This is a genomic window from Streptomyces sp. WAC00040 (assembly GCF_056835925.1).
In genome coordinates this window covers 2,701,974-2,727,836 of the sequence record NZ_JAKQZE010000001.1, presented here as the reverse complement: position 1 = coordinate 2,727,836, position 25,863 = coordinate 2,701,974, and the positions used below count along the sequence as shown (strand labels likewise).

32 protein-coding genes and 1 pseudogene are annotated in these 25,863 nt (G+C 71.0%); 21 read left to right on the top strand and 12 right to left on the bottom strand.

The window, feature by feature from the left end:
* Window positions 1-47: 47 nt before the first annotated feature.
* Genes MDN94_RS12840 through MDN94_RS12820 form a run of 5 tightly spaced genes read left to right on the top strand, consistent with a single transcriptional unit; the run spans window position 48 to window position 2,568 of the window.
* Complete coding sequence (locus MDN94_RS12840; protein ID WP_482725961.1) at window positions 48-515, top strand: effector-associated constant component EACC1; 468 nt, start codon at window positions 48-50, stop codon at window positions 513-515.
* Between the two features lie 4 nt (window positions 516-519).
* A complete protein-coding gene (locus MDN94_RS12835; protein WP_482725960.1) occupies window positions 520-1,206 on the top strand; it encodes a hypothetical protein in 687 nt (228 codons plus the stop codon).
* On the top strand, window positions 1,200-1,475 hold the full coding sequence (locus MDN94_RS12830) for a hypothetical protein (protein ID WP_482725959.1): 276 nt from the start codon (window positions 1,200-1,202) through the stop codon (window positions 1,473-1,475). The genes MDN94_RS12835 and MDN94_RS12830 overlap by 7 nt, the downstream gene beginning before the upstream one ends.
* A gap of 19 nt (window positions 1,476-1,494) precedes the next feature.
* Window positions 1,495-2,076, top strand: a complete 582-nt coding sequence (locus tag MDN94_RS12825) for a TetR/AcrR family transcriptional regulator (RefSeq protein WP_482725958.1) — start codon at window positions 1,495-1,497, stop codon at window positions 2,074-2,076.
* A 33-nt stretch (window positions 2,077-2,109) separates the two neighbouring features.
* Complete coding sequence (locus MDN94_RS12820) at window positions 2,110-2,568, top strand: TIGR03618 family F420-dependent PPOX class oxidoreductase (RefSeq protein WP_482725957.1); 459 nt, start codon at window positions 2,110-2,112, stop codon at window positions 2,566-2,568.
* Here the strand turns inward: MDN94_RS12820 and MDN94_RS12815 are convergent.
* Complete coding sequence (locus MDN94_RS12815) at window positions 2,565-3,176, bottom strand: TetR/AcrR family transcriptional regulator (RefSeq protein ID WP_482725956.1); 612 nt, start codon at window positions 3,174-3,176, stop codon at window positions 2,565-2,567. The two genes, MDN94_RS12820 and MDN94_RS12815, sit on opposite strands and share 4 nt — an antisense overlap.
* A 99-nt stretch (window positions 3,177-3,275) precedes the next feature.
* On the opposite strand from MDN94_RS12815, the gene MDN94_RS12810 reads away from it, so the two are divergent.
* From MDN94_RS12810 to MDN94_RS12800, 3 genes are read left to right on the top strand one after another with little or no spacing between them, the layout of a single operon-like run.
* Window positions 3,276-3,686, top strand: coding sequence for a nuclear transport factor 2 family protein (locus MDN94_RS12810; protein ID WP_482725955.1), 411 nt, complete (start codon window positions 3,276-3,278; stop codon window positions 3,684-3,686).
* Window positions 3,687-3,691: 5 nt separating this feature from the next.
* The gene (locus tag MDN94_RS12805; protein WP_482725954.1) at window positions 3,692-4,207 is read left to right on the top strand and encodes an anthrone oxygenase family protein; all 516 of its coding nucleotides are present in this window, start codon (window positions 3,692-3,694) and stop codon (window positions 4,205-4,207) included.
* On the top strand, window positions 4,149-4,691 hold the full coding sequence (locus MDN94_RS12800) for a hypothetical protein (protein ID WP_482725953.1): 543 nt from the start codon (window positions 4,149-4,151) through the stop codon (window positions 4,689-4,691). Before MDN94_RS12805 ends, MDN94_RS12800 begins: the two co-directional genes overlap by 59 nt.
* A gap of 194 nt (window positions 4,692-4,885) precedes the next feature.
* Here the strand turns inward: MDN94_RS12800 and MDN94_RS12795 are convergent, their stop codons facing one another.
* Together MDN94_RS12795 and MDN94_RS12790 are read right to left on the bottom strand one after the other, a co-directional pair.
* Complete coding sequence (locus tag MDN94_RS12795) at window positions 4,886-5,809, bottom strand: DeoR/GlpR family DNA-binding transcription regulator (RefSeq protein ID WP_482725952.1); 924 nt, start codon at window positions 5,807-5,809, stop codon at window positions 4,886-4,888.
* A gap of 165 nt (window positions 5,810-5,974) precedes the next feature.
* Window positions 5,975-7,414, bottom strand: coding sequence for an NAD(P)H-quinone dehydrogenase (locus tag MDN94_RS12790; protein ID WP_482725951.1), 1,440 nt, complete (start codon window positions 7,412-7,414; stop codon window positions 5,975-5,977).
* Between the two features lie 236 nt (window positions 7,415-7,650).
* Here MDN94_RS12790 and MDN94_RS12785 point away from each other — a divergent pair, with 236 nt between their 5' ends.
* The 3 genes from MDN94_RS12785 to MDN94_RS12775 all read left to right on the top strand — a co-directional run bounded on the left by MDN94_RS12785 (window position 7,651) and on the right by MDN94_RS12775 (window position 11,297).
* On the top strand, window positions 7,651-8,088 hold the full coding sequence (locus MDN94_RS12785) for a gamma-glutamylcyclotransferase family protein (protein WP_005312922.1): 438 nt from the start codon (window positions 7,651-7,653) through the stop codon (window positions 8,086-8,088).
* Window positions 8,089-8,236: 148 nt separating this feature from the next.
* Window positions 8,237-9,067, top strand: coding sequence for a purine-nucleoside phosphorylase (locus tag MDN94_RS12780; RefSeq protein WP_482725950.1), 831 nt, complete (start codon window positions 8,237-8,239; stop codon window positions 9,065-9,067).
* 574 nt (window positions 9,068-9,641) lie between these two features.
* Window positions 9,642-11,297, top strand: a complete 1,656-nt coding sequence (locus MDN94_RS12775) for a phospho-sugar mutase (RefSeq protein ID WP_482725949.1) — start codon at window positions 9,642-9,644, stop codon at window positions 11,295-11,297.
* A 169-nt stretch (window positions 11,298-11,466) separates the two neighbouring features.
* Here MDN94_RS12775 and MDN94_RS12770 read toward each other — a convergent pair whose 3' ends face one another.
* Window positions 11,467-12,102 (bottom strand): PH domain-containing protein, encoded by a 636-nt coding sequence (locus MDN94_RS12770; RefSeq protein ID WP_482725948.1) that lies wholly within the window; start codon window positions 12,100-12,102, stop codon window positions 11,467-11,469.
* A 140-nt stretch (window positions 12,103-12,242) separates the two neighbouring features.
* Between MDN94_RS12770 and deoC the strand changes: the two genes are divergently transcribed.
* From deoC to MDN94_RS12755, 3 genes are read left to right on the top strand one after another with little or no spacing between them, the layout of a single operon-like run.
* A complete protein-coding gene (deoC, locus tag MDN94_RS12765) occupies window positions 12,243-13,196 on the top strand; it encodes a deoxyribose-phosphate aldolase (RefSeq protein WP_482725947.1) in 954 nt (317 codons plus the stop codon).
* A gap of 5 nt (window positions 13,197-13,201) precedes the next feature.
* Window positions 13,202-14,638: an aldehyde dehydrogenase family protein gene (locus MDN94_RS12760; protein ID WP_482725946.1), complete on the top strand. Its 1,437-nt coding sequence runs from the start codon at window positions 13,202-13,204 to the stop codon at window positions 14,636-14,638.
* Entirely contained in the window at window positions 14,631-15,542 is a 912-nt protein-coding gene (locus MDN94_RS12755; protein ID WP_482725945.1) for an aldehyde dehydrogenase family protein, read from the top strand. The genes MDN94_RS12760 and MDN94_RS12755 overlap by 8 nt, the downstream gene beginning before the upstream one ends.
* A gap of 87 nt (window positions 15,543-15,629) precedes the next feature.
* Here the strand turns inward: MDN94_RS12755 and MDN94_RS12750 are convergent, their stop codons facing one another.
* Window positions 15,630-15,986, bottom strand: a complete 357-nt coding sequence (locus MDN94_RS12750) for a hypothetical protein (protein ID WP_482725944.1) — start codon at window positions 15,984-15,986, stop codon at window positions 15,630-15,632.
* Window positions 15,987-16,103: 117 nt separating this feature from the next.
* Here MDN94_RS12750 and MDN94_RS12745 point away from each other — a divergent pair, with 117 nt between their 5' ends.
* Window positions 16,104-16,742, top strand: a complete 639-nt coding sequence (locus MDN94_RS12745; RefSeq protein WP_441263852.1) for a uridine kinase family protein — start codon at window positions 16,104-16,106, stop codon at window positions 16,740-16,742.
* Window positions 16,743-16,961: 219 nt separating this feature from the next.
* Here MDN94_RS12745 and MDN94_RS12740 read toward each other — a convergent pair whose 3' ends face one another.
* Entirely contained in the window at window positions 16,962-17,702 is a 741-nt protein-coding gene (locus MDN94_RS12740) for a SigE family RNA polymerase sigma factor (protein ID WP_482725943.1), read from the bottom strand.
* 181 nt (window positions 17,703-17,883) lie between these two features.
* Between MDN94_RS12740 and afsQ1 the strand changes: the two genes are divergently transcribed.
* The 5 genes from afsQ1 (at window position 17,884) to MDN94_RS12715 (ending at window position 21,949) form a co-directional block, all read left to right on the top strand.
* Entirely contained in the window at window positions 17,884-18,561 is a 678-nt protein-coding gene (afsQ1, locus tag MDN94_RS12735; RefSeq protein WP_175257369.1) for a two-component system response regulator AfsQ1, read from the top strand.
* Window positions 18,562-18,592: 31 nt separating this feature from the next.
* A complete protein-coding gene (locus tag MDN94_RS12730; protein WP_482725942.1) occupies window positions 18,593-20,197 on the top strand; it encodes an ATP-binding protein in 1,605 nt (534 codons plus the stop codon).
* A gap of 59 nt (window positions 20,198-20,256) precedes the next feature.
* Window positions 20,257-20,946 (top strand): hypothetical protein, encoded by a 690-nt coding sequence (locus MDN94_RS12725; protein WP_482725941.1) that lies wholly within the window; start codon window positions 20,257-20,259, stop codon window positions 20,944-20,946.
* Between the two features lie 166 nt (window positions 20,947-21,112).
* On the top strand, window positions 21,113-21,655 hold the full coding sequence (locus tag MDN94_RS12720; protein WP_482725940.1) for a VanZ family protein: 543 nt from the start codon (window positions 21,113-21,115) through the stop codon (window positions 21,653-21,655).
* A 93-nt stretch (window positions 21,656-21,748) separates the two neighbouring features.
* Window positions 21,749-21,949 (top strand): PspC domain-containing protein, encoded by a 201-nt coding sequence (locus tag MDN94_RS12715; RefSeq protein WP_005312962.1) that lies wholly within the window; start codon window positions 21,749-21,751, stop codon window positions 21,947-21,949.
* Window positions 21,950-21,974: 25 nt separating this feature from the next.
* Here MDN94_RS12715 and MDN94_RS12710 read toward each other — a convergent pair whose 3' ends face one another.
* The 4 genes and pseudogenes from MDN94_RS12710 to MDN94_RS12695 form a co-directional block, all read right to left on the bottom strand.
* A complete protein-coding gene (locus MDN94_RS12710) occupies window positions 21,975-22,412 on the bottom strand; it encodes a hypothetical protein (protein WP_482725939.1) in 438 nt (145 codons plus the stop codon).
* 92 nt (window positions 22,413-22,504) lie between these two features.
* Window positions 22,505-22,750, bottom strand: coding sequence for a hypothetical protein (locus MDN94_RS12705; RefSeq protein ID WP_482725938.1), 246 nt, complete (start codon window positions 22,748-22,750; stop codon window positions 22,505-22,507).
* 572 nt (window positions 22,751-23,322) lie between these two features.
* Window positions 23,323-23,562: pseudogene (locus MDN94_RS12700) on the bottom strand (adenosine deaminase); the annotation flags it as partial.
* Window positions 23,538-23,891: a hypothetical protein gene (locus MDN94_RS12695; protein WP_482725937.1), complete on the bottom strand. Its 354-nt coding sequence runs from the start codon at window positions 23,889-23,891 to the stop codon at window positions 23,538-23,540. The gene MDN94_RS12695 and the pseudogene MDN94_RS12700, both read right to left, overlap by 25 nt.
* Before the next feature lie 139 nt (window positions 23,892-24,030).
* Between MDN94_RS12695 and MDN94_RS12690 the strand changes: the two genes are divergently transcribed.
* A complete protein-coding gene (locus tag MDN94_RS12690; protein WP_482725936.1) occupies window positions 24,031-24,612 on the top strand; it encodes a YkgJ family cysteine cluster protein in 582 nt (193 codons plus the stop codon).
* Window positions 24,613-24,671: 59 nt separating this feature from the next.
* Here MDN94_RS12690 and MDN94_RS12685 read toward each other — a convergent pair whose 3' ends face one another.
* The gene (locus tag MDN94_RS12685; protein ID WP_482725935.1) at window positions 24,672-25,406 is read right to left on the bottom strand and encodes a hypothetical protein; all 735 of its coding nucleotides are present in this window, start codon (window positions 25,404-25,406) and stop codon (window positions 24,672-24,674) included.
* Window positions 25,406-25,861, bottom strand: a complete 456-nt coding sequence (locus MDN94_RS12680) for a hypothetical protein (RefSeq protein WP_482725934.1) — start codon at window positions 25,859-25,861, stop codon at window positions 25,406-25,408. Before MDN94_RS12680 ends, MDN94_RS12685 begins: the two co-directional genes overlap by 1 nt.
* Between the last annotated feature and the right edge of the window lie 2 nt (window positions 25,862-25,863).

Here is a 25,863-nt window from a genome sequence, read left to right as displayed (position 1 = left end):
CGGGGGCCCTTCGTGCCGGGCGCGTCCTATGCTGCTCGGGCCACGCGATGTCGATCGACCGGGGGACGCGTATGGAGATCCGGCTGAAGGTTGTGGACGCCAACCTCGCCATCGAGCACGCCCGTTCACTGCACCACTGGCTTCGTGGACAGACCGGCGGCGGGTGGGAGACCGCGCTGGAGTACGGCACGGACACAGTGGCCGTACTGCTCCCGGACGAAGGGGCGGCGGCGCACCTGGCCCGGTCGGTCGTGGAGTGGCGCGGCCGGCGCACCGGCACGCCGGTGGTCGTGGCCGGGACCGCCGGCGGCGCGCCCGTACCGGAGGAACTCGTCCGGATCCTGGCCGAGGACCTGCTGCCGCACGAGGGCGGCACCGTCACGGTGCTCGAACCCGAGGACGACCGTATGCCCGGAGCCGTCCACCAAGACGTGCAGCTCGCCGGCCGCGACGTCGGCTTCGGCGGCCCGCCCGGTCCGGTCCTCGACCCGGACGACGACTGGGACCGGGAGTGACACCTTGGGGGACATCGCCAAGGGCGTACTCGGGGGTGGCTGGTCGCTCGTCGTCGGCTGGGTGCTGCCCGCCGCGCTCAATCTCGCCGTGTTCCTCTTCACCGTGGCGCCGAGCCTGCGCGGCACGGCCCTGATCGAACGGATCCGGCCGGAGTCGTCGGCCAACACCGCCGTGCTGCTACTCGTGGCCTCGGTCATGTTCGGGCTGCTCCTCAACTCCCTCCAGGCGCCGCTGTACCGGCTGCTGGAGGGCTACCTGCTGTGGCCCCGCCGGGCGTACGACAGGGGCTGCCGGATCCAGCGTGCGCGCAGGCAGCGGATCGCCGACCGAATCGCCGGGGCGGACACCCGGGCCCCGATCCAGGCCGCCCTGCTCCAGGAACGCCTCGCCCGCTATCCCGCAGCCGACGAACAGATCGCCCCGACCCGGCTCGGCAACGCCATCCGCCGTTTCGAGGAGTACGGGTACGACCGCTACCGGCTCGACACGCAGGTGCTCTGGAACGAGCTGACCGGCACCGCCCCGAAAGAGCTCGGCCGCCAGGTCGACACGGCCCGCAGCAGCGCCGACTTCTTCGTGGCACTGCTGTACGGGCACGCCGTCATCGCCGCCGCGTCGCTCGCCTCGCTCCCCTTCGAAGGGGCCGATGTGCCCCTGCTGGCCTCACGGCCACGGCGCTGGCCGTGCTGATCCCGGCCTGGTACCGCGCGGCGGTGACCGCCACGGACGAGTGGGCCGCCGCGGTACGCGCCCTCGTCAACGCGGGCCGCAAGCCGCTGGCGGACGCACTTGGGCTCGTACTGCCGCAGGAGCTCGGCAAGGAACGCGAGATGTGGCTGCTCGTGACGCGGATGTCCCGGCGGCCCTACCGTCCCGCCGCGGACGCCGCCCTCGCCCCCTACCGGGCCGCGCCCGCCCAGCCGGGCTGCTGCTGTACTCCCCCGCCGCCCGCACCCTGACGTCCGGCATCCTTGAGGTGTGACGGACACCAGGCCCAAGCGCGCCGACGCGCGCCGCAACTACGACCGGCTGCTGACCGAGGCTCGGGCCGCGTTCGCCGAGCGCGGCACCGACGCCTCGCTCGAGGAGATCGCCCGCAGCGCCGGCGTCGGCATCGGCACGCTGTACCGCCACTTCCCGAACCGTCACGCCATGATGAACGCGGTCTTCCAGGAGGCCGTCGCCGCCCTGCTGGAACGCTCACGCGAACTGGCGGGCGCGGAGCAGCCGTGCACGGCGCTGGTGGAGTGGCTGCGCGCCCTCATCACCCACGCGGGTGAGTACCGCGGCCTCGCCCGTGCGCTTCTGGCCGCGTCCCACGACAGGAACTCGGCCCTGTCTGCGTGCAGCGTCCCCCTGCGCGACGCGGGCGAGCGCCTGCTCTCCCGGGCACAGGAGGCGGGGTCGGTCCGTACGGACGTCTCGATCGGCGACCTGATGCAGCTGACCAACGCCATCGCGCTGGCGGCGGAACAGGACCCGGCCGACCCGGAGTTGGCGGACCGCCTCCTGACGCTGACCCTGCGGGGCCTGCGGCCGGACCAGGGACCGGGTCGGTGAAATGACTTTGGGGTCAAGGGTGTTGATCGCTACATGACTCAACGACCGGCACCTCGCCCGCTGTCCGACGAAGCCCTCTCGCAGCTGCTCGGCCGACAGCAGTTCGGCACGCTCGCCACGGTGAAGCGCAGCGGCCGTCCCCACCTGACCACCATGCTCTACCGCTGGGACCCCGAGGCCCGCGTCGCGCGGTTCTCCACGACGGCCGACCGGGTCAAGGTCGGCCACCTGCGGCGCAGCCCGCACGCCGCGCTGCATGTGCAGGGCGGTGACGTGTGGTCGTTCGCCGTCGCCGAAGGCGAGGCCGAGGTCTCCGAGATCACGACGGTCCCCGGCGATGCGGTCGGACGGGAACTGCTCGGGATGATCCCGGAGGCGGCGCAGCCCGAGGACGAAGACGCGTTCCTGGAGCAGCTGGTCGCAGAGCAGCGGGTGGTCGTCCGTTTGAAGGTCGACCGGCTCTACGGAACGGCACTCGACATCGAGGGCTAGGGGTTCCGGGGAGCGACGCCCAGGAGGGCGAGTGTGGCGGTACGCAGCCATGTTGCCGCCTCCTCGACCGACATGCGTCCTGCCCCGACCTCGTCGCCTGCCGCGTGACCGAGAGCGGTCACCGCGGCCACCAGCCAGGTGGCCGGTGGCGCGGGGTCGAACTCGCCCGACGCCTGGCCCTTCTCGATCAGCCGGGTGAGGCGGGCGGCGACCGGCTCGTGCCGGGCCTGGTCGGCGGCGCCGCGGCTGCTCCCCAGCTGGAGCAGCACCGGGTTGCGTTCGAACAGCCGCCAGCCGATGCCCTGAAGCCGCAGCAGCGCGTCCAGGGCCGGAGCGCCGCTCTCTTCCGCCTCGTCCATCGCGGCCATGGCCTGGCCGGTGATCCGGTCGCCGACAGCGTCCAGCAGCGCGTCACGGGTGCCGAAGTGCGCGTACACGGTCTGGCGGGTCACGCCTGCCGCGGCGGCGATGGCGGCCATTCCGGCGTCGGGCCGCTCGGCCAGCAGTCGCACCGCGGCGTCCAACACTGCGGTGCGACTGCGCTCGGCGTCGGCGCGACGGCCACGCCGAGCGCGGGACCCGTCGCCCGGGGACTCGGAAACATTCAACTCTTACACCCTTGTCAGACTTAGCATCCTCGCGATATCTTACAAGTATGTAAGAGATCGCTGCGGCGTGCAGCCGCGCCACGCCTGGCAGGAGCAATGATGAACCCTCTCCGCGCGAAGCCTCCCGAGCAGTTCGTCGCCGACTTCTTCACGAGCTTCACCGACGCCGTGGTCCATGGCTCGGAAGATACCGCCGACCTCATGGCCAGGTACTACACCCGTGACGTGGTTCAAGTCGCTGACGGCGTACCACTCGACTGGGACCGCCTCCGCGCTCACCTCCGCCCGGTGCGCAAGAATCTGCGGCAGTTCCGGTTCGAGGTCCACGAAGCGTTCCTGGACGGATACCGGATGGCGACCCGCTTCACGATCCACGCCCGGATGCGTAAAGGCGGACCCGTTGCCACGCGGGTCCACATGTTCGCCGAGTTCACACCCGACGGGCGCCTGCGACGAGCCGAGCAGCTGACGCGGCCCGTCACCGCCGCCGATCAGCAGACGGGAGAGTGATCCGCATGCGCATTCGGCTCGTCCAGGGCCTCGCGCTGCTCTCCACCGGCGCTCTCGCCGGCGCCTTCGGCTACGGAGCGGCCAACCTGGTCCCCACGTTCAACGCGGTACCGCTCGACATGAGGCTGTCCTTCCATGCCCAGTTGATGCAGATGAACGGGATCACCATGCAAGGTGCCATGGGCATGTCGGCGCTCAGCGCGCTGACACTGGCCGCCATGACGCGTGGCACCGCACGGTGGCTCGCCGGCGGGGCCGGGCTCCTCGCCGTCGCGTCCTTCCTGATCACCCGTCTCGGAAACGTCCCCATCAACGGCCGTATCAAGCAGTGGGCGGCCACCTCGGCCCCCGCCGATCACGCCGAGATACTGGCTCGCTGGGAGGCGTTCAACTATGCACGCACAGCTGCCGCGTTCGCCGCTTTCGGGCTGCTGATCCTTCTCTCCATGCGACCCTCCGCGTATGAACGACGAGCACTGGCGGACGTGGACACGCCTCTTCCTGTCCCTTCTCGCGGCTGACCGACGGGATCAGCTCACGTGGCTGGGCGAGCGCGAGCTGACGACGGACCTGGTCGTCGACGACGTCGAGTTCGCCTGCCTCACAGGGAAAGGACTCACGGACCGCGGAGCCTTCGAACCCGAGAACCTGCGCGATCTTCAGGCCGTCGGCCGCCGCGTCGCCGAGATCGACGCCGACGGTCGGACCGCCAAGTGGGCCGACGCCCTGGCGACGGATCCCGCCTGGGACGAGGTCCGGACTCTCGCCCGCCGCTTCCTCGTCACACTGCTGGGCGACTGGCGCCGGCCACTCCCCCGCCCGGTACGTCCGCACGCTGCGCCGCCCTGTGAGAGCACGGGCCCACCGGCCGGTACGGGCGGCACCGGGCGGATCGGGGTCGGAAGAGGGTCCGGAAGCAGGGCGTCGCAACTCGCGCGAAGCGCGGTGAGGTCAGCCGTTCCGGACCCCCCTCCGGAGGCCCCGACACCTCGCACCCACTCCTGAGGCCACGCCCCGCGAGGGGCGCAGCGCGACCGGACCGGACCACTCCCACCGGCGGAACACGCCACCGAACCGGGCGCACCCGAGGAACGCGACGCCCCGCAGGGGCGCAACGCACCCGCACCCGGCCGGGGACGGCGCGCCCCCAGCCAACCGCACGGGGGCCGAGAGAGACCTGCCCATCCGAGGAGTCCGCGTCAGCGACGACGGAGGTCCGCCACGCGGGCCGACCGTTCCGGAAGGGCCTCCGGCCCCAGCGCGCCCGCCGCGCTGCGCAGGCCCGCCCTGGTGCGGCGCTGGCCGGGCAGCGGCACCTCAGGGCGCGGCGCGGGCGCCGCCCCCGCTCCGGCGACCGCGATCTGCACACCCTGGTCCGCGAGCGCCTGAAGCTCCGTCGCCGCCCGGTCGTCGTGCGCCGGCGGCTCGTCCGTCACCAGGCGGGTGATCACATCCGTCGGCACGGTCTGGAACATCGTGTCCGTACCGAGCTTGGTGTGGTCGGCCAGCACCACGACCTCCGCCGCGGCCTGGACGAGCGCGCGGTCGACGCTCGCGGAGAGCATGTTGGAGGTGGACAGACCCCGCTCGGCGGTCAGCCCGCTCCCGGACAGGAACGCGCGGGAGACCCGCAGCCCTTGGAGGGACTGCTCCGCGCCGCTCCCGACCAGCGCATAGTTGGAGCCGCGCAGCGTGCCGCCGGTCATGACGACTTCGACCCGGTTGGCATGGGCGAGCGCCTGGGCGACCAGGAGCGAGTTGGTGACGACGGTCAGTCCGGGGACGCGTGCGAGCCGGCGGGCCAGCTCCTGCGTCGTGGTACCGGCGCCGACGACGATGGCCTCACCCTCTTCGACGAGGGCGGCCGCGAGGTCGGCGATGGCCGTCTTCTCCGCGGTGGCGGACAGGGATTTCTGCGGGAAGCCGGACTCGCGGGTGAATCCGCCCGGCAGTACCGCACCGCCGTGCCGGCGGTCGAGGAGTCCTTCTGCCTCCAGTGCCCGCACGTCACGCCGTACGGTCACTTCGGAGGTCTGGACGACGCGGGCGAGCTCACGGAGCGACACGGCACCGTTGGCACGCACCATTTCGAGGATCAACTGACGACGTTCTGCAGCGAACACGAAACTGACAGTAACCCCACCGCCCGTCGGTTTTCAGCTCTATGCGCCGGATACCGGAAAATGTGCACTTAAGAGGCCGCCAAGTGGTATAGACGGCCCCCAAGTTGATCGCGCGACGAGTGAAGTGCCCAGGGTTTGCCGGGTTTCTTCCGCGTCCGGCCGCGGTCAGCCCTCGCCCGACGTCTTCCGGGTGTGCAACTGGCGTGCCACCTCCGCGATCGACCCGGACAGAGACGGGTACACGGTGAAAGCGTTTGCGATCTGTTCGACCGTCAGGTTGTTGTCGACAGCGATCGAGATGGGGTGGATCAGTTCCGAGGCACGCGGCGAGACGACCACGCCGCCGACCACGATCCCGGTCCCCGGACGGCAGAAGATCTTGACGAAGCCGTCCCTGATGCCCTGCATCTTGGCGCGGGGGTTGCGCAGCAGCGGCAGCTTGACCACGCGGGCGTCGATCTTGCCTGCGTCGACGTCGGCCTGGCTGTAGCCGACGGTCGCGATCTCCGGGTCGGTGAAGACGTTGGAGGAGACGGTCTTCAGGTTCAGCGGGGCGACCGCGTCGCCGAGGAAGTGGTACATCGCGATCCGGCCCTGCATGGCGGCGACGGAAGCGAGGGCGAAGATGCCGGTGACGTCACCGGCCGCGTACACGCCGGGTGCCGATGTACGGGACACCCTGTCGGTCCAGATGTGACCGGAGTCCTTGAGCCGGACACCGGCCTCCTCGAGGCCCATGCCCGCCGTGTTGGGGATCGCGCCGACGGCCATCAGGCAGTGCGTGCCGCTGATGACGCGGCCGTCGGAGAGCGTGACCTCGACCCGGTCTCCGACGCGCTTGGCGGACTCGGCGCGGGAGCGGGCCATGACGTTCATGCCACGGCGGCGGAAGACGTCCTCGAGGACCGCGGCGGCGTCCGGGTCCTCGCCGGGCAGCACGCGGTCACGGGAGGAGACGAGGGTGACGCGCGAGCCGAGCGCCTGGTACGCGCCGGCGAACTCGGCGCCGGTGACACCGGAACCGACGACGATGAGCTCCTCGGGAAGCTCGTCCAGGTCGTACACCTGCGTCCAGTTGAGGATGCGCTCGCCGTCGGGCCTGGCGTCGGGGATCTCGCGCGGGTGACCGCCGGTGGCGATCAGCACGGCGTCCGCGGTGAGCGTCTCCTCGGTACCGTCGGCCGCGCGCACGACGACCTTGCGGGAGCCGTCCATCGCCTGCTGCCCGTCGAGCCGGCCGCGGCCGCGCATGACGCGCGCGCCGGCCCGCGTGACGGAGGCCGTGATGTCGTGGGACTGGGCGAGCGCGAGGCGCTTGACACGCCGGTTGACCTTGCCGAGGTCCACACCGACGACGCGGGCGGCCTGCTCGATGTGCGGGGTGTCGTCGGCCACGATGATGCCGAGCTCCTCGTAGGAGGAGTCGAAGGTCGTCATGACTTCGGCGGTGGCGATCAGGGTCTTCGAGGGTACGCAGTCGGTCAGCACCGACGCCCCGCCCAGACCGTCGCAGTCGACGACGGTCACCTCCGCGCCGAGCTGAGCGCCGACAAGGGCCGCCTCATATCCGCCGGGTCCGCCACCGATGATCACGATCCGGGTCACGAAAAAGTCCGCCTCGCATTGTCGTTCCCGGCCCGCCTGCCCGCTCTGCCGGGGTCCGGGGGTGCCCCCGGTGGAATGCAGTACGTACTTCATTGTCCCGCATCGTTCAGGCGTTCTCCCCCCGGGGCCTCCATAGCGCCGCGACCACCACGGCCCTCCTGCTCGACCGCCGGACGGGCCCCGCCGTACCCCGTGGCGGCGGCGGCCGCTCGTTCGCCTCCCGTACCCTCGACCCCATGTCGCTCTACGCCGCGTACGCCGGCAACCTCGACGCGCGGCTGATGACCCGCCGCGCACCGCACTCACCGCTGCGTGGCACGGGCTGGCTCAACGGCTGGCGGTTGACCTTCGGCGGCGAGCAGATGGGCTGGGAGGGGGCGCTGGCCACGATCGTGGAGGCCCCGCGCTCGCAGGTCTTCGTCGCGCTGTACGACATCGCGCCCATGGACGAGGACTCCATGGACCGCTGGGAGGGTGTCGGCCTCGACATATACCGGCGCATGCGGGTCCGTGTGGACACCCTGGACGGCGAGGAGCCGGCCTGGGTGTACGTCCTGAACGGCTACGAGGGCGGCCTGCCGTCCGCCCGTTACCTGGGCGAACTCGCCGACGCGGCGGAGTCGGCGGGCGCGCCGCACGACTACGTGATGGAGCTGCGCAAGCGCCCCTGCTGACGGCCGCCCGCCCCGCCCCGTCCGCCGGGTCCGGGCCTGTCGCCGGCGCGCGTCCGGCGTGGTTCGTCGGAAACGACAAGACAACGATCCGAAGACCGTCGGCTGCGTCATCTACGCGCGTAGGAATTTGCGGGTTACCCTCATCCGCGTGAACGCATCTGTGAATCCGGACCTCGTCGGCGCTCTCGCCGACCCCCACGCCGCGGCCGACGCCGCCGCCGCCCGCCTGCGCGAGCTGACCGGCACCGAGACCCACGACGTCGCACTGGTGATGGGTTCCGGCTGGGCTCCGGCCGTCGACGCGCTCGGCACCCCCGAGGCCGAGTTCCCCGTCACGGAACTGCCCGGCTTCCCGCCCCCGGCGGTCGAGGGCCACGGCGGCAAGATCCGCTCGTACCGCATCGGCCAGAAGCGCGCGCTGGTCTTCCTCGGCCGTACGCACTTCTACGAGGGTCGCGGCGTCTCCGCCGTCGCCCACGGCGTGCGCACCGCCGTCGCGGCCGGCTGCAAGACCGTGGTGCTGACCAACGGCTGCGGCGGCCTGCGCGACGGCATGCGTCCGGGGCAGCCGGTGCTGATCAGCGACCACATCAACCTCACGGCGGCGTCGCCGATCATCGGCGCGAACTTCGTCGACCTGACCGACCTCTACTCCCCGCGGCTGCGGGCGCTGTGCAAGGAGGTGGACGCGACGCTCGAGGAGGGCGTGTACGTCCAGTTCCCCGGCCCCCACTACGAGACCCCGGCCGAGATCAACATGGTCCGCGTGCTCGGCGGCGACCTGGTGGGCATGTCCACCGTCCTCGAGGCCATCGCGGCCCGCGAGGCCGGCGCGGAGGTGCTGGGCATCTCGCTGGTCACGAACCTGGCGGCGGGGCTCTCCGGCGAGCCGCTGAACCACGAGGAAGTGCTGCAGGCGGGACGGGATTCCGCGGCGCGGATGGGCGAGCTGCTGACGCGGGTGCTGGCACGCATCTGAGGTGGAGTGGGGCGTGGCGGCCGCGCGGGCGTGTTCCCCTGCCCGCCCCTTCCCGAAACCGGGGCACGCCCCTGACCCCGCACGGCCCTCGGTCGCGGAAGGCGCCGTCCTCGGCGGGCCCGAACTGCCGCAGCGCCTGCACTCCGCCCCGCCGACAGACACGCCTCGCGTGCACGCACCCTCGGGAGCGGCGCATCCGCCGGCAATCGATGCGCGGGCACCCGGTGACAGCGCCCCGGACCGACAACGCCCGAAGGACGGTCCGGGGCCCGTCGGAGCATTCGTACCGGGTCCGGGGCCCGGTCAGGGGCAGGGCAGAGCCTGATCCGGGAAGCGGACCCAGGCAGCACCGGCCCCGGGAAATGGGGCTCACGGCCCCGTCACCACTTGAAGGACGGTCCGGAGCCCGGGCGGAGCCGACTGCCCGGCCGGGCGGAGCCCGATCCGGGAAGTCGGCCCCCGCGGCCGCCGGGCCGTAGGGGAGGGGAACAACGCCCGCCGCGGGCGTTGCGACTCGCGGGCCCCGGCCCGCCCCGCGCAGACTCGACACAGCGAAGACGAGAGGCGGACAACCGTGCAGCAGGAGCAGGACCTGATCGCCCGGGCCGAGGCGTGGCTCGCGGAGGACCCGGACGCGGAGACGCGGGACGAGCTCGCGCGGCTCATCGAGGCGCGTGATCTCGGCGAACTGGCGGACCGGTTCGGCGGGACGCTCCAGTTCGGCACCGCCGGGCTCCGTGGTGAGCTCGGGGCCGGACCGATGCGGATGAACCGGGCCGTCGTGATCCGGGCGGCGGCCGGACTCGCGGCCTATCTGAAGGCCAAGGGGCAGACGGACGGGCCGGTCGTCGTCGGCTACGACGCCCGCTACAAGTCCGCGGACTTCGCGCGGGACACCGCCGCGGTGATGGTCGCCGCGGGCCTGCGAGCAGCGGTGCTGCCGCGCCCGCTTCCCACGCCCGTGCTGGCCTTCGCCATAAGGCACCTGGGCGCTGTCGCCGGCGTCGAGGTGACCGCGAGCCACAATCCTCCCCGTGACAACGGCTACAAGGTCTACCTGGGCGATGGTTCGCAGATCGTGCCACCGGCCGACGCGGACATCGCCGCCGAGATCGACGCGATCCGCGGCCTCGCCGACGTCCCGCGCGCGGAAGAGGGCTGGGAGACGCTCGGTGACGAGGTGCTCGAGGCGTACCTGGCGCGTACGGACGCCGTCCTGACCGCCGGCTCCCCCCGAACCGCCCGGGTCGTCTACACGGCCATGCACGGCGTCGGCAAGGACGTGGTGACGGCCGCCTTCGCGCGTGCCGGTTTCCCGGCACCGGTCCTGGTGGCGGAGCAGGCGGAGCCGGATCCCGCGTTCCCGACGGTCGCGTTCCCGAACCCGGAGGAGCCGGGGGCGATGGACCTCGCCTTCGAGACGGCTCGCCGTACCGGGCCCGACGTGGTCATCGCCAACGACCCGGACGCGGACCGCTGCGCCGTCGCCGTACCCGACGAGGCGGCGGACGGCGGCTGGCGGATGCTGCGCGGCGACGAGGTCGGCGCCCTGCTCGCGGAGCACCTCGTCCACAAGGGCGCCACCGGCGTCTTCGCCGAGTCGATCGTGTCGTCGTCGCTGCTGGGCCGGATCGCGGCCGCCGCCGGGCTCGGGTACGAGGAGACGCTGACCGGGTTCAAGTGGATCGCCCGCGTCGAGGGTCTTCGGTACGGCTACGAGGAGGCGCTCGGCTACTGCGTCGACCCGGAGGGCGTACGTGACAAGGACGGCATCACGGCGGCGCTGCTCGTGGCCGAGCTGATCTCGGAGCTGAAGGAGCAGGGCCGTACGCTCGGCGACCTGCTGGACGACCTCGCCGTCGAGCACGGTCTGCACGCCACCGACCAGCTGTCGGTGCGGGTGAAGGACCTGGGCATCATCGCGAACGCCATGAGGGCGCTGCGCGAGCAGCCGCCGACAGCCCTGGCGGGCCTGAGGGTCACGACGGCGGAGGATCTGGCCGTCGGGACGGACAGGCTCCCGCCGACGGACGGTCTGCGCTACTACCTCGACGGGGAGTTCAAGGCCCGGGTCATCGTCCGCCCGAGCGGTACGGAGCCCAAGCTGAAGTGCTATCTCGAGGTGGTCGTCCCGGTCGCCGACGCGAGCGCGCTGGCCGGGTCCAGGGCGCGCGCCTCGCAGGTGCTCGACGGCATCAAGCGGGACCTGTCCGCCGCCGCCGGTATCTGACATCCGCCCACGAAACGGCGCCCGCCGCGGTCCGGTCCGACCGCGGCGGGCGCCGTTCTGTGAGGTCCACGCGACCGCTCGTTGCCGATGCCGCGGGTCGCACCGCGGCGGCGTGGACGGAGAGTCCTCGCGCGCCGCTCACACGGCCGGCCTCGTGACCGGCGGGGTGTCAGCCGGTCGCGAGGAGGACCGCGAGGAGGACCGCGCCCGCGGCCGCCGGCGCCAGCAGTTCGTACGCCCAGCGGATCTGGGGCTCGCCCTGGGCCTCCGCCGCGGAGGACCGCCGTTCCGCCAGTTCCCGCAGGTCGGCGATGGTCTGGTCGGCGGGGGCGACCCGGGACTTGGCGTCGCGCACGTCGGCGTGCACGGACGTCGTACCGTGCGGGTCGTCGTAGGCGGCCTGCGCCTGCCGCCGGGCCGCGGCCTTGCGCTTGCGCAGCGAGACCGGAATGGCCCAGAGCTGGTACTTCGCGCCGCCCTGCGTGAAGATCTCGCTGGAGTACGAGGCCCGCAGGTCGGCCACGCTGCCCCACGGCAGCACGATCGTCCGGAACGGGTTCCTGATCCGGATCCGGTCCTCGCCGGCGAAGACGGCCGGGCGGAAGGTGAAGGCGACGACGACCGGCACCGCGAGCAGACCGCCGGCGAGAGCGAGCCACGGCGTGCGGCCCTGACCGCGGACGACGGCGTCGACCACGATCCAGGCGATGAGCCCGAGCAGTACGGCACCACCCGCCATTCCGGCGGCCGATCGGAAGACCCGGTCGCTGTCGGTGGAGGGCTCGGGCTGCTGGGGGCTCGTCATGGTTCCGATTCTGCCGCACGCCGGTTCCGGGTCCCCGGGCACGGGGTGGCCCTGCGGAGGCCACGGCTTCTGTCCTGTTTCGGGCAGCGTTTCTGCGCACCCTCTGTACAGGTCGCTACGCGCGTAGATATGCTCATCTGGTGACCATGCCCACCACCGCACCCGCATTCGCCGACGTGACCGCGTCCGACAGCACTCTGCGCCGCTTCCTGCACGGGCTGCCCGGCGTCGACGCCGTCGGCCTCGAAGGTCGCGCGGCGTCCCTCGGCACGCGTTCCATCAAGACCACGGCCAAGGCGTACGCCATCGATCTGGCCATCTCCATGATCGACCTGACGACGCTCGAAGGCGCGGACACCCCGGGCAAGGTCCGGGCGCTCGCCGCCAAGGCCGTCAACCCCGATCCGACCGACCGCACCACGCCGACGACCGCCGCGGTCTGCGTCTACCCCGACATGGTGGCGACCGCCAAGGAGGCCCTGAAGGGCTCCGAGGTCAAGGTCGCCTCCGTGGCGACCGCCTTCCCGGCCGGCCGTGCCGCCCTGCCCGTGAAGATCGCGGACGTCCGTGACGCGGTCGCCGCCGGGGCGGACGAGATCGACATGGTGATCGACCGCGGCGCCTTCCTCGCCGGCGACTACATGAAGGTGTACGAGGAGATCCGCGCCGTGAAGGAGGCCTCCGGCAGCGCCCGGCTCAAGGTCATCTTCGAGACCGGCGAGCTCTCCACGTACGACAACATCCGCCGTGCCTCCTGGCTCGGCATGATCGCCGGCGCGGACTTCATCAAGACGTCGACAGGCAAGGTCGCGGTGAACGCCACCCCGGCGAACACCCTGCTGATGCTTCAGGCCGTCCGCGACTTCAGGGAGCAGACTGGGGTACAGGTGGGCGTGAAGCCCGCCGGCGGTATCCGCACGGCCAAGGACGCGATCAAGTTCCTCGTCCTGGTCAACGAGACCGCGGGCGAGGACTGGCTGGACAGTCACTGGTTCCGCTTCGGCGCGTCGAGCCTGCTCAACGACCTGCTGATGCAGCGGCAGAAGCTGGCGACCGGCCGCTACTCCGGCCCCGACTACGTGACGGTGGACTGATCAACATGGCTTCCGTATTCGAATACGCACCCGCACCCGAGTCGCGGTCGATCGTCGACATCGCCCCGTCCTACGGGCTGTTCATCGACGGCGAGTTCTCCGACGCCGCCGACGGCAAGGTCTTCAAGACCGTGTCCCCGTCGAGCGAGGAGGTCCTGGCCGAGGTCGCCCGGGCGGGCGCCGAGGACGTGGACCGTGCGGTGAAGGCCGCCCGTAAGGCCTTCGGGAAGTGGTCGGCGCTGCCCGGCAAGGAGCGCGCCAAGTACCTGTTCCGTATCGCGCGGATCATCCAGGAGCGCAGCCGCGAGCTGGCCGTCCTGGAGACCCTGGACAACGGCAAGCCGATCAAGGAGACCCGCGACGCGGACCTCCCGCTGGTCGCCGCGCACTTCTTCTACTACGCGGGCTGGGCCGACAAGCTCGACCACGCGGGCTACGGCGCGAACCCGCGCCCGCTCGGCGTCGCCGGCCAGGTCATCCCCTGGAACTTCCCCCTCCTGATGCTCGCGTGGAAGATCGCCCCGGCGCTCGCCACCGGCAACACGGTCGTCCTCAAGCCCGCGGAGACGACGCCGCTGTCCGCCCTGTTCTTCGCGGACATCTGCCGCCAGGCCGGCCTGCCGAACGGCGTGGTCAACATCCTGCCCGGCTACGGGGACACCGGCGCCGCCCTGGTCGAGCACCCGGACGTGAACAAGGTCGCCTTCACCGGCTCGACCGCTGTCGGCAAGGCCATCGCCCGCCAGATCGCCGGCACGAAGAAGAAGGTCACCCTCGAGCTCGGCGGCAAGGGCGCCAACATCGTCTTCGACGACGCCCCCATCGACCAGGCCGTCGAGGGCATCGTCAACGGCATCTTCTTCAACCAGGGACAGGTCTGCTGCGCGGGCTCGCGCCTGCTGGTCCAGGAGTCGATCCAGGACGAGCTGCTGGACTCCCTCAAGCGCCGCCTGTCCACGCTGCGCCTCGGCGACCCGCTGGACAAGAACACCGACATCGGGGCGATCAACTCCGAGGAGCAGCTGTCCCGGATCACGACCCTGGTCGAGGCGGGCGAGGCGGAGGGCGCCGAGCGCTGGTCGCCCGCGTGCGAGCTGCCCGCCTCCGGCTACTGGTTCGCGCCGACGCTGTTCACGAACGTCACGCAGGCGCACACCATCGCCCGCGACGAGATCTTCGGCCCGGTGCTGTCCGTGCTGACGTTCCGCACGCCGGACGAGGCCGTCGCCAAGGCGAACAACAGCCAGTACGGCCTGTCCGCCGGCATCTGGACGGAGAAGGGCTCCCGCATCCTCGCGGTGGCCAACAAGCTCCGCGCGGGTGTGGTGTGGGCCAACACATTCAACAAGTTCGACCCGACCTCGCCGTTCGGCGGCTACAAGGAGTCGGGCTTCGGCCGCGAGGGCGGCCGTCACGGTCTGGAGGCCTACCTCGATGTCTGACGGGCGACTCAGCGTCTTCAAGACCTACAAGCTGTACGTCGGGGGCAAGTTCCCCCGCTCCGAGAGCGGCCGGGTGTACGAGGTGACGACAAGGACATCGGCCACTGCCGCGGCGGGCAAGGGCAAGTGGCTGGCCAACGTGCCGCTCTCCTCCCGCAAGGACGCGCGGGACGCGGTGGTCGCCGCCCGCAAGGCGTTCGGCGGCTGGTCGGGCGCGACCGCGTACAACCGCGGCCAGATCCTCTACCGCGTCGCCGAGATGCTGGAGGGCCGCAAGGACCAGTTCGTCCGCGAGGTCGCGCGGTCGGAGGGCCTGTCCAAGTCGAAGGCGGCCGACGTCGTCGACGCGGCGATCGACCGCTGGGTCTGGTACGCGGGCTGGACGGACAAGATCGCCCAGGTCGTGGGCGGGGCGAACCCGGTCGCGGGTCCGTTCTTCAACCTCTCCACCCCCGAGCCGACGGGCGTGGTGACGGTCCTCGCGCCGCAGGAATCGTCGTTCCTCGGCCTGGTCTCGGTGATCGCCCCGGTGATCGCGACCGGCAACACGGTCGTCGTCGTGGCCTCCGAGCAGGCCCCGCTCCCGGCGCTCTCCCTCGGCGAGGTGCTCGCCACGTCCGACCTGCCCGGCGGCGTGGTCAACGTCCTCTCCGGGCGTACGGCGGAGATCGCGGCCCCGCTCGCCGCGCACCAGGACGTCAACGGGATCGACCTGACCGGCGCGGACGAGGTCCTGGCGAAGGAGCTCGAGGTCGCGGCGGCGGACAACCTGAAGCGCGTCTTCCGTCCACAGGCTGTGGATTTCTCGGTGGACCCCGGCACGCACCGGCTGACCGCGTTCCTCGAGACGAAAACGGTCTGGCACCCGACCGGTTCGCTGGGCGCCTCCGGCTCGGCGTACTGACGCCGCCGGCACGGGCCGAAGCCCCCCGCCTCTCCGTCCGGAGGCGGGGGGCTTCCCCGTGCGTCCGCCCGTTGCGGACGAAATGCCCTACGGCAGCAGCGAGGCGGCGACCGGCCCCGCCCCCGGGAGGTCCTCGATCGCCTGGCCCTTGGTGATGTTGTCCGTCGCCACCGCCGTGCTGACCGGCTTGAAGTCGGCGACCTGGGTGCGGATCTCGTTGTCGAGCGGGTCCGCACCGGTGTTGGCCAGCGGGTGCAGCTGAAGGCTCTTGACCTCGCTCACACCGCTCACCGAGTTCGTGACGAGCCCGGTGGCCGTCTCCACCGGCACGGCCGCGTTGGCCGCCGCCGTGCCCGCGCCGAGCGCGGCTCCCGCCGCGGCGACGGTCAGTCCGGCGCGCAGCACTGCGCGGTGCTTGTTCCTGGAAGCTGCGTGACGAGCCATGGATTCCATCCCATCAAGTGATCGTGCGTGTACGGTGAGTGGTCGGTGGTGTGATGCTCGTACCAACCGGACCTCGAGGGGGTTCGGGAGCCGCTGGATGCGTCACACTTGTCTCCCGTGAGTTCCCAACCCATCCCGACCCGCGTCGTGCTGCTCGCGGGCCCCTCAGGCTCCGGAAAGTCCTCTCTCGCCGCCCGTACCGGCCTGCCGGTCCTGCGCTTGGACGACTTCTACAAAGAGGGCAACGACCCGACGCTTCCCCTGGTGACGGGCAGCACCGACATCGACTGGGACTCGCCCTCGTCCTGGGACGCGGACGCCGCGGTGGCGGCGATAGCGGAGCTGTGCCGCAGCGGCCGGACCGCTGTACCGGTTTACGACATCGCCACCAGCTCCCGCACCGGGACCGAGACGCTGGACATCGACCGCACACCGCTGTTCGTCGCCGAAGGCATCTTCGCGGCCGACATCGTGCGGCGCTGTGAGGAGTTGGGCGTCCTCGCAGACGCGCTGTGCCTGCGCGGCCGGCCCTCCACGACGTTCCGCCGCCGGCTCGCGCGCGATCTGCGCGAGGGGCGCAAGTCCGTGCCGTTCCTGCTGCGGCGCGGGTGGCGTCTGATGCGCGCGGAGCGCGGCATCGTGGCGCGCCAGGCGGGCCTGGGCGCGCACCCCTGCGGCAAGGCCGAGGCCCTCGGCCGGCTCGCGGCCGCAGCGGCCGGCCACTGCCGGCTGCCCTCGGCGCGGCAGCCCGTCTAGCTGCCAGGACATGGGAGTGGGGCCGGACAGAACCCCCCGGCCTGCCCGGCCCCACTCCGTTTTCCCCCGTGGATCCCCGTGTCCCCCGTGGATCCTTCCTTCCTGTGGATCCCCGTGTCCCCCGCGGATCCTGCCCGCCGTCTCCCCCGAAACAGCGGTCTCTGCCGTCTCCCCCGAAACGGCAGCCCCCGTACTTCCCCCGTGTTTCCCCCGTTGCCTTCAGGCCACCAGCTCGCCGAAGGACTCCTCTTCGTCACGGCCGAAGCTGAGGACCTCGTCCTCGCGCAGCCGGCGGAGCGACCGCCAGATGCTCGACTTCACCGTGCCGACGCTGATGTCCAGGATCTCCGCGATCTCCGGGTCGGTGCGGCCCTCGTAGTAGCGAAGGACCAGCATCGTCCGCTGGAGTTCGGGAAGCCTGGCGAGCGCCTGCCACAGGACGGCGCGCAGCTCGGTGCCCCGCATAGCGTCGGTGTCGCCCGCCGTCTCCGGCAGCTCCTCCGTGGGGTACTCGTTGAGCTTGCGCCGGCGCCAGGCGCTGATGTGCAGGTTGGTCATCGTGCGGCGCAGATAACCGCCGACCGCGGCCTTGTCGCTGATCCGCTCCCAGGCCCGGTACGTGGAGAACAGTGCGCTCTGGAGCAGATCCTCCGCCTCGTACCGGTCACCGGTCAGGTGGTACGCGGTCGCGTACAGGGACGCTCGGCGCTCCTGTACGTAGGCCGTGAACTCGGCCTCGGAGCAGGATGCCCGCTCCCCCGCCGGCTTCGGCTCACCGTAGGCGGCGCCGCTTCCTCCCTTGGGTGCGTCAACCACAGCCATGAACGGCGGCTTGTGCTGACGCCCGGCGCCGCGAACGCACCCCCGCCCGTTCACGGCGCCGGACTTCTCGGTGCTCCGCGCGACGTCGTGGAGACGCGTCACAACTGCGCTTGAGGTGGTGCTGTGCAGTGCGTTCATCTCGCGCCCCCCGTCGAGTGGAGTCTGTTTCCGTTCGTGTGAGAAGAAGCTTGCCAAGGCTCCTTCATCGCGGTGTCCGCCGACTGTCACAGGCGCGTCACAAGGAAAGAAGTGGTGTGAGTACGGGCCTGCGGGGTACGGGGAGTCGAACTGGGGCTCCCCATGGGCCAGAATGACCCCCGTGCCTTTCCTGTTGCTGATCGAGGACGACGACGCCATCCGCACGGCCCTCGAACTCTCGCTGTCACGCCAGGGCCACCGAGTGGCCACCGCGGCGACGGGCGAGGACGGCCTGAAACTGCTGCGTGAGCAGCGGCCCGACCTGATCGTGCTGGACGTGATGCTGCCCGGGATCGACGGTTTCGAGGTCTGCCGCCGTATCCGGCGCACCGACCAGTTGCCGATCATCCTGCTGACCGCCCGCAGTGACGACATCGACGTCGTCGTCGGGCTCGAGTCCGGCGCCGACGACTACGTCGTCAAGCCGGTGCAGGGCCGGGTCCTCGACGCCCGTATCCGCGCCGTACTGCGCCGCGGCGAGCGGGAGTCCACCGACTCGGCGACGTTCGGCTCGCTGGTGATCGACCGTTCCGCGATGACGGTCACCAAGAACGGGGAGGACCTCCAGCTCACGCCCACCGAGTTGCGTCTCCTCCTGGAGTTGAGCCGGCGCCCCGGTCAGGCCCTGTCCCGCCAGCAGCTGCTGCGGCTGGTGTGGGAGCACGACTACCTCGGCGACTCGCGTCTGGTCGACGCGTGTGTGCAGCGGCTGAGGGCGAAGGTGGAGGACGTGCCGTCCTCACCGACACTGATCCGTACGGTGCGTGGCGTCGGCTACCGGCTGGACGTCCCGCAGTGACCGGAACGCACAGGGCGGGCGGGACCGTTCGGTGAGCGACGGGACGAACGGCGACGGCGCTCCACGACGCGGCATACTCACCGGAATCCGCCTGACGAGCCTGCGGCTGCGTCTGGTGGTGGTGTTCGCGCTCGTCGCGCTCACGGCCGCCGTGTCCGCGTCCGGCATCGCGTACTGGCTCAACCGCGAAGCGGTGCTGACGCGTACGCAGGACGCGGCCCTCGACGACTTCCGGCAGGACATGCAGAACCGTGCCGCGACGCTGCCGCTGCGGCCCACACAGGACGAGTTGCAGCGCGTCGCCGAGCAGATGGGGAACAGCAGCAACGGTTACAGCGTGCTCCTCATCGGTGAGCGCGCGGAGGGCAAGCCGATCGTCGGCGCGTCCGACCCCGACATGTTCACCAAGGAGGACGTGCCGCAGTCGCTCCAGGACGCGGTGGACGAACGGCAGGAGATCGGCGCCGGCAACACGGTGCCCTACCACCTCTACTGGCAGCGGACCGAGCGCGGCGGCAAGCCGTATCTGGTCGGCGGCACCCGGATCGTCGGCGGCGGGCCGACCGGTTACATGTTCAAGTCCCTCGACCAGGAGCGGCAGGACCTCAATTCGCTCGCCTGGTCGCTCGGCATCGCGACCCTGCTGGCCCTTGTCGGCTCCGCCCTGCTCGCGCAGGCGGCCGCGACGACCGTGCTGCGGCCGGTGCACCGGCTGGGCGAGGCCGCCAGGCAGCTCGGGGAGGGCAAGCTCGACACCCGGCTGCGTGTCTCCGGCACGGACGAACTGGCCGAACTGGCAAGGACGTTCAACAAGACCGCCGCGTCGCTGGAGAAGAAGGTCGCCGACATGAGCGCCCGCGACGAGTCCAGCCGCCGCTTCGTCGCCGACATGTCGCACGAGCTGCGCACGCCACTGACCGCGCTCACCGCGGTCACCGAGGTGCTCGAGGACGAGGCGGACAGCCTCGACCCCATGATCGCGCCCGCCGTGAACCTCGTGGTCAGCGAGACCCGTCGGCTTTACGACCTGGTGGAGAACCTGATGGAGGTCACCCGCTTCGACGCCGGCACCGCGAGACTCGTGCTGGACACGGTGGACGTCGCCGACCAGGTCACCGCCTGCATCGACGCCCGTGCCTGGCTGGACGCCGTGGAGCTGGACGCGGAGCGGGGCATCATGGCGCGGCTGGACCCGCGCCGGCTCGACGTGATCCTCGCCAACCTGATCGGCAACGCGCTCAAGCACGGCGGCTCGCCGGTGCGGGTCTGTGTCCGGCCCCTCGACGGCGAGCTGGTCATCGAGGTGCGCGACCACGGACCCGGCATCCCCGAGGAGGTCCTGCCGCACGTGTTCGACCGCTTCTACAAGGCGAGCGCCTCACGGCCGCGTTCGGAGGGCAGTGGACTCGGCCTGTCCATCGCCATGGAGAACGCCCATATCCACGGCGGTGACATCACCGCGGCCAACCTGCCCGAGGGCGGCGCGGTCTTCGTGCTGACGCTGCCGCGCGACGCGTCCTCGATCGCGGACTGCGAGGCGGTCGGCACGGGCGACGCGGACGCTCCCGGGGCAACGGGCGCCGACGGCCGCGCGGCGGACGACAACCGCCCGCGGGGAGAGGAAGACACCCTGTGACAGCGGTCGGCGGTGAAGCGGTAGGCGTCAGGGCACGAACGGGAATCCGGGAACGCGTCATGGCACGTACGGGAAACCAGGAGCACGGCGGGAACCGCGCGCGTCCGGTGAGGGGTACGGGCACCCGCGCCCGCAGGGCCGTCTCGGCGCTGGTCGTGCTCGTCGGCTCCCTGGCGCTCGCGGGCTGCGGCATCAGGACCACCCAGGTGCCTGTCGACGCCGGGGCCGCGCCTTCGCGGGTGCCGTGCGAGGTGTCCGGCGGCAGCATCGCCCCGCAGGCACAGGAGCAGGGCGTACCCGTCCGCGTCTACCTGGTCTGCGCCTCGCAGCTGGATGCCGTGGACCGCACGGCGAGGATCTCCGAGAGCAAGGCTGCCGACAGCGCGCCCGAGTTCGCCCAGGCGCTCATCGACGAACTGCTGAGGGACCCGTCCGCGCCGGAGCAGGAAGCGGGCTTCACCACGTACGTGCGGGGGCCGCTGCTGGTGAACGGCGCCAGGGAGGGTGATCCGGAAGGCACCCTGCGGCTGAGCCGCCAGCCGGAGGACCTGCCGACACCGGCCCTCGCCCAGATCGTGTGCACCCTGGCGGAGAGCAGAGCCGCGGAGGCCGGCGGGGCCGTGGTGCTCGGCGGTCCCGGGGACTACGCGCCGCACGCCTATGTGTGCACGACGCGGACGAAGGAACGGCCGGAGGGTGCGGTGCCGACGCTCGACGCCCTGCCCTCACCGGGCTCGCCCGCACGGTAGGAAGTCCGGCCCGGGAACCCCTCCCGCGACGCGGGCCCGACCCGGACCCGGCAGGAGGCTCCGCTCACCCTCTCGGAACAACGGCGGAACCGATTCCCGCCGGGCGTGCGTCTTGGGGTGCGTGCAGCGTCAAGGTTCGGGCGGCAGTGCCGCCATTCGCTTCCGCGTGGCGGGCGTCGTCCTCAGCCTCGCCCATCTGCTGCTCGTCTCGTGGCTGACGCTGCGACCACTCGACGTGATGTGGGTGACGGCGGCGAACCTGGAACCCCTGGCCGGGATCAAGGCCGCTCTGGAGCAAGGACCCGTCGAAGCCGCACGGCACATCGGCGGCGGACTGCTCCTGCTGGCGCCGCTCGGGGTCCTGCTGCCGATGGCGAGCGGCCGTCTCGCCGTGTCCCCGTGGGCTTCCCTCGCCCGTACGGTCGCGACCGGCGCCCTGCTGTCGCTCGGCATCGAGCTGTTGCAGACCGGGGTGCCCGGTCAGGTCGTCGACATCGACTCGCTCCTGCTGAACACCACCGGTGTGGCACTCGCCCACCTCGTGGTCGTGCCCGCGGGCCGTGCCCGGCTGCGCCGCAGGCTGCTGCGTGCGAACGGCGGTACCGCGCTGCGCGGCCAGGGACGCGAGGTACGACGCGGGGCCGTGCTCAGGGACGAGGGCTCTCAGGGGGCGACCCCGACGATTCCCAGGGTCGGGATCGCCCCGTAGAGCGACGCTTCGTCCCCCTTCGCGAAGCCACCATGGAGTCATCGGGAGCACACAGAGAGGCTCCCGGCGACAGCTCTCGTGAAGGAGCCCACCATGGCCGCAATCGCCCGCCCCCGTGACGGACGCATGATCGGCGGAGTGTGCGCAGCGCTGGCCCGGCGCTTCGGTACGTCCGCCACCACGATGCGCGTGATCTTCGTGGCCTCCTGCCTGCTGCCGGGCCCGCAGTTCCTGCTCTACCTGGCGCTGTGGATGCTGCTGCCCGCCGAGAAGCCGGCCGCCGGCGCCTGGTGACCCGCTTCCCGGAAGTCGTGGGCCGTCAGCCTGCGAGCACCTGCGCGACCTTCGCCAGCTGCTTGTCCGCGACGGCCCCGGGGACCCGTGGCGGCTTCCGGCCCGCGAGGTCGAACGCCATGAAGCGGGCCACCGTCGCGCCCTTGCGGACGACGACGAGATGGACGAGCGACGCGCCGTGCTCTCCGGTGGCGACCGTGGTCCAGCCGACCGTCTCGTCACCGCCCCGGACGGCGAGCGGCGCGGCCTTCACCTCACGGTAGGAGGCGCCGCGGCCGTCGAGCGTCGCCTCGAAGCCGGCACCGCAGGCGGCGAGTGCCGCTTCGAGGCCGTTCATCAGCTTCTTCGCGTCGGTCTCGCTGTACGAACTGAGCGACGCGGAGATCGCGAGGCCGAGGTCGTCGAGCGACCCGAGGCCACGGTTGACGGTACGCAGGGCGCGCCCGTCCGGCTCGTCGCCCATGGCGTCGGCCAGCGGCTGACACGGTGCCTTGTCGGCCGTCGGCTGCCCCGAGGCGGCCAGGGCGCTCTTACCGGTGGAGACCTGGAAGCCGGTCAGGTCTTGGTGGTCAGTGCCGCACGCTCCAGCTGGGGCGCGGTGAGCGGTACGGAGGCGTCACCGTCGATGCCGCCGCCCTTGCCGGTGTCGGTCGCGGCGCCGGGCGCGGTGCTCGCTGCCGAGGGTGGTGCCCCCCGGGACCCGCCGGGCCCCTCGTCGTCGCCGCTCGTGCAGGCGGCCGTGGTCAGGAGCAGCGCGCAGACGGCGCCGAACGCGGTGATCTGGCCGGTCTTGGCTCGCATGGCGGCGATCCTGGCACAAACGCCATGGGACGCACACCCGGTTCCGGAGTGCGCCCCACGGACGTCAGCCGGTCCCTGGGCCGGCTGTGTGCACGTCAGATGCCGAGCGGCAGGCCACCGGTCGGCAGACCACCGGTGAGATCACCGAGGGCGCCACCGGTCACCGGGAGGCCGCCGAGCAGACCGGCGACCGGGTCGGTCGCACCCGGGAACGGCCTCCCCGACAGCGCCCTGCGCGGTGGCGGGCACCGCGGCCGCGCCCGCCGGCAGCGTTTGGGTGACCGCGTTGAGCGGCAGCGTCGTGGAGAGGTTGCCGAGCGCACCCGTGGGGCCGGGTACGGCGGGGGCCGCGGCAGTACCTGCGGCGGCAGCGGCAAAGGCGGCACCGAGAGCGGCGAACCGAGGGTCTTCGCAGCAGACCCCTTCATCAGGAACGAATCCTTGGGGAAGGGGGACATGAGCGGCTCCGCAAGCCGGTCAGGCTTGCACATTCCCCGCAAACACCCCGAAGCAGCCGGATATTGACGGCTCCGGCCGCTTCGGTGCAGATGCCGTCCGGTGACGGCGAGGGGTCAGTTGCCCCCTGTGGCGGTCTGCCGGAACAGCCATTCGGACTTGAGTTCGGCGTAGCCCGGCTTGATGACGTCGTTGATCATCGCCAGTCGTTCATCGAAGGGGATGAAGGCGGACTTCATCGCGTTGACGGTGAACCACTGCATGTCGTCGAGCGTGTATCCGAACGCCTCGGTCAGCAGCTCGAACTCACGGCTCATGCTGGTGCCGCTCATCAGCCGGTTGTCGGTGTTGACAGACTACCCGCCAGGAAGTGCACATCGCCATCCTGTCGCTGACCTGCGGAGATCGACCGCGCGTCAGGCAGGGGGATGTCGAAGGCGACGCGGATCATGTCGGCTTCAAGATCGTCAGCGTCGCCGAGGGCCGCCGCGAGACGAGCGACGAGTGCGGGAGTCAGACGCCCGACGACAACCCCGGCCGACTCCACCGAAGGCGCCCCGTCTCCCGGCTGCTCCCTGCCGTCCGCGATCCGCACCTGGCGCATGCGGTCCGCGAACCGCTCCGCCGCACTCTTGCTGCGGTCCTTCTCCATGAGCAGCTCAAGCGGTGACAGCTCCGCCGACATGACCCCTCCCCCCACCCCGCGATTGCGGGCGTTTGTGCCGTCTTCAGGGTTGAGAGCATATCCCAAGAAAAACTACAACCGTCACTCGAACGGGTGAGCGCAGAGCACAACCAACGGCCGGTCACCTAGCCTGCTGCGCATGGAACTTGACGACGCGATGGCCACTGTCAGGGCGCTGGCCGGCGGGCCTGTACGGAAGCCTGATCCGAGGAAACTCGACGAGCTTTACCGCTCGCTACCGCACATGAAGTGCGTGGGTGAATGCGCCTCGGCGTGCGGCCCTGTACGGCTAAGCCCGCTGGAGCGGGATCGAATTAACCGGCGGGGTTTCCCCTGGGTGGATGGGCAGATTATTCCGATGCCGGGCGGGCGGACTGCCGGCACGGTGTGCTCGGCACTGGATCAATCGCGGCTGGTCTGCCGGGTATACGAGGACCGCCCGATGGTGTGTCGAATTTGGGGGCTCATCGAAGCCCTCGCGTGCCCGTGGGGCTGTCGGCCGGAGGGGGGCTTCCTCGACGATATCGAGGGGCTGCGGCTGATGAACGCGGCGCTGTGGTGGGGCGGTGCCGCGACGGCTGTCGAGCCGGATCTATACGACGAGCTGGTTCAAGACCCGGCCAAGCGAGAGGCTCTTCTCGCGTTTTTGGCGCGGAGCCGGCCTGTGCGGGAGGAGACGGTGATCCTCCAGGCGACAATCGAGCGCCGGCCGGGTCTGTAGAAAAAATTGCAGGGCCCCCGCCTGACGATCTGTGGTGGGGGCCCTGCGGATTTTCGGTGCTACGCGGCCGACGCGTCAGCGTACGGGAGGGTTTCTGCTGTGTCCTTGGGAGGGCGCTTCGCTTCTTCCCAGCCGGCTTCTTCGGCCTTGCGCCGGTGGAGTTTGAGTCCGGCCTCGTTCTTGAACCCGTACCCTCCGCTTTCGGCGCACACCTTGTGGTCGAAGCACTTCACGGGAAGGGTGAGACTCTTCCCAGACGCATCGGCGTCAGGCAGTTCGTACGGGACCTGGGGGCCGAACAGGTGGTGGCTCCCCTTGGCGTGGCTGCCTCGGTCGCGCATTCTGACCCAGTAGGGGTCTGCGCTGCCGGCGCGGTGCTGGAGGGGGCAGCGAACCTGATCCTCACCGTCAATCCACACTCCGCGCTTATTCGTTGTAGCCGGCTTAGCTTCATCCTGCGGCTCCTTGGGCGCCGGCTTCGCCTTTTTCGCGGTGCGTTCCGGCGGGCGGGGGGTGTCCTGGAGGGCGAGCTGTGCGGGGCTGCGCGACTCGGGGATGGCGGTGCTGCGGGCGGAGCGGATGAGGTCCTGGATGACCTCGGGCCGAATCATCTGGGTCACTTCGTCCATGCGGGGTGCGACGAGGTCCCAGACGAGGGCGCAGAATCCACAGAGGTCGATCTCCTTGCCCGGCGCAACTGTGCGCTCGGCGGTGGCTGCTACTTCCTCGGGCCTGGGGAAGGCTGCATGCCAGTCGCAGTAGGTCTCGGAGGTTTGCCGCAGGTGGCGTGCCACTACGCGACCTTGCCCTTGAGGGCGCGCCTGGTGGTGCCGGTGGGCGCGAGCTGGATGTGGGTTCCGATGATGCGGCGGTAGAGGTTCTGGCCGGCGGCCAGCTTGCGGACGCTCAGGCCCGTGGCGGAGACCCCGTAGGGGCTGGTGATCTCCTCGTTGCGCTCGCTGTAGGTGTACGGGCTCTGGTCGACAACGCGGTCGCCGTGGACGGCGAAGGAGAAGTGCCGCTTGAGGTAGCAGCGCTTGCACTGTTCGGTTACGTCGAAGTTGGTGGCCAGGTGGAGCTGGGCCTGACTTTTGACCGCCGCGCCGTTGGGCTTGTAGCCGGTCCAGTCGTGGGCTGCCCAGTCGTGCTTGGCCTCCAGGCACTTGCGGAGCTTAGCGGGGACGGAGTCGAGGTAGGCGAACACGTCTTCTTCGGTGGGGGGTGTGAAGTCTTCGTGCTCTACAGCCATCG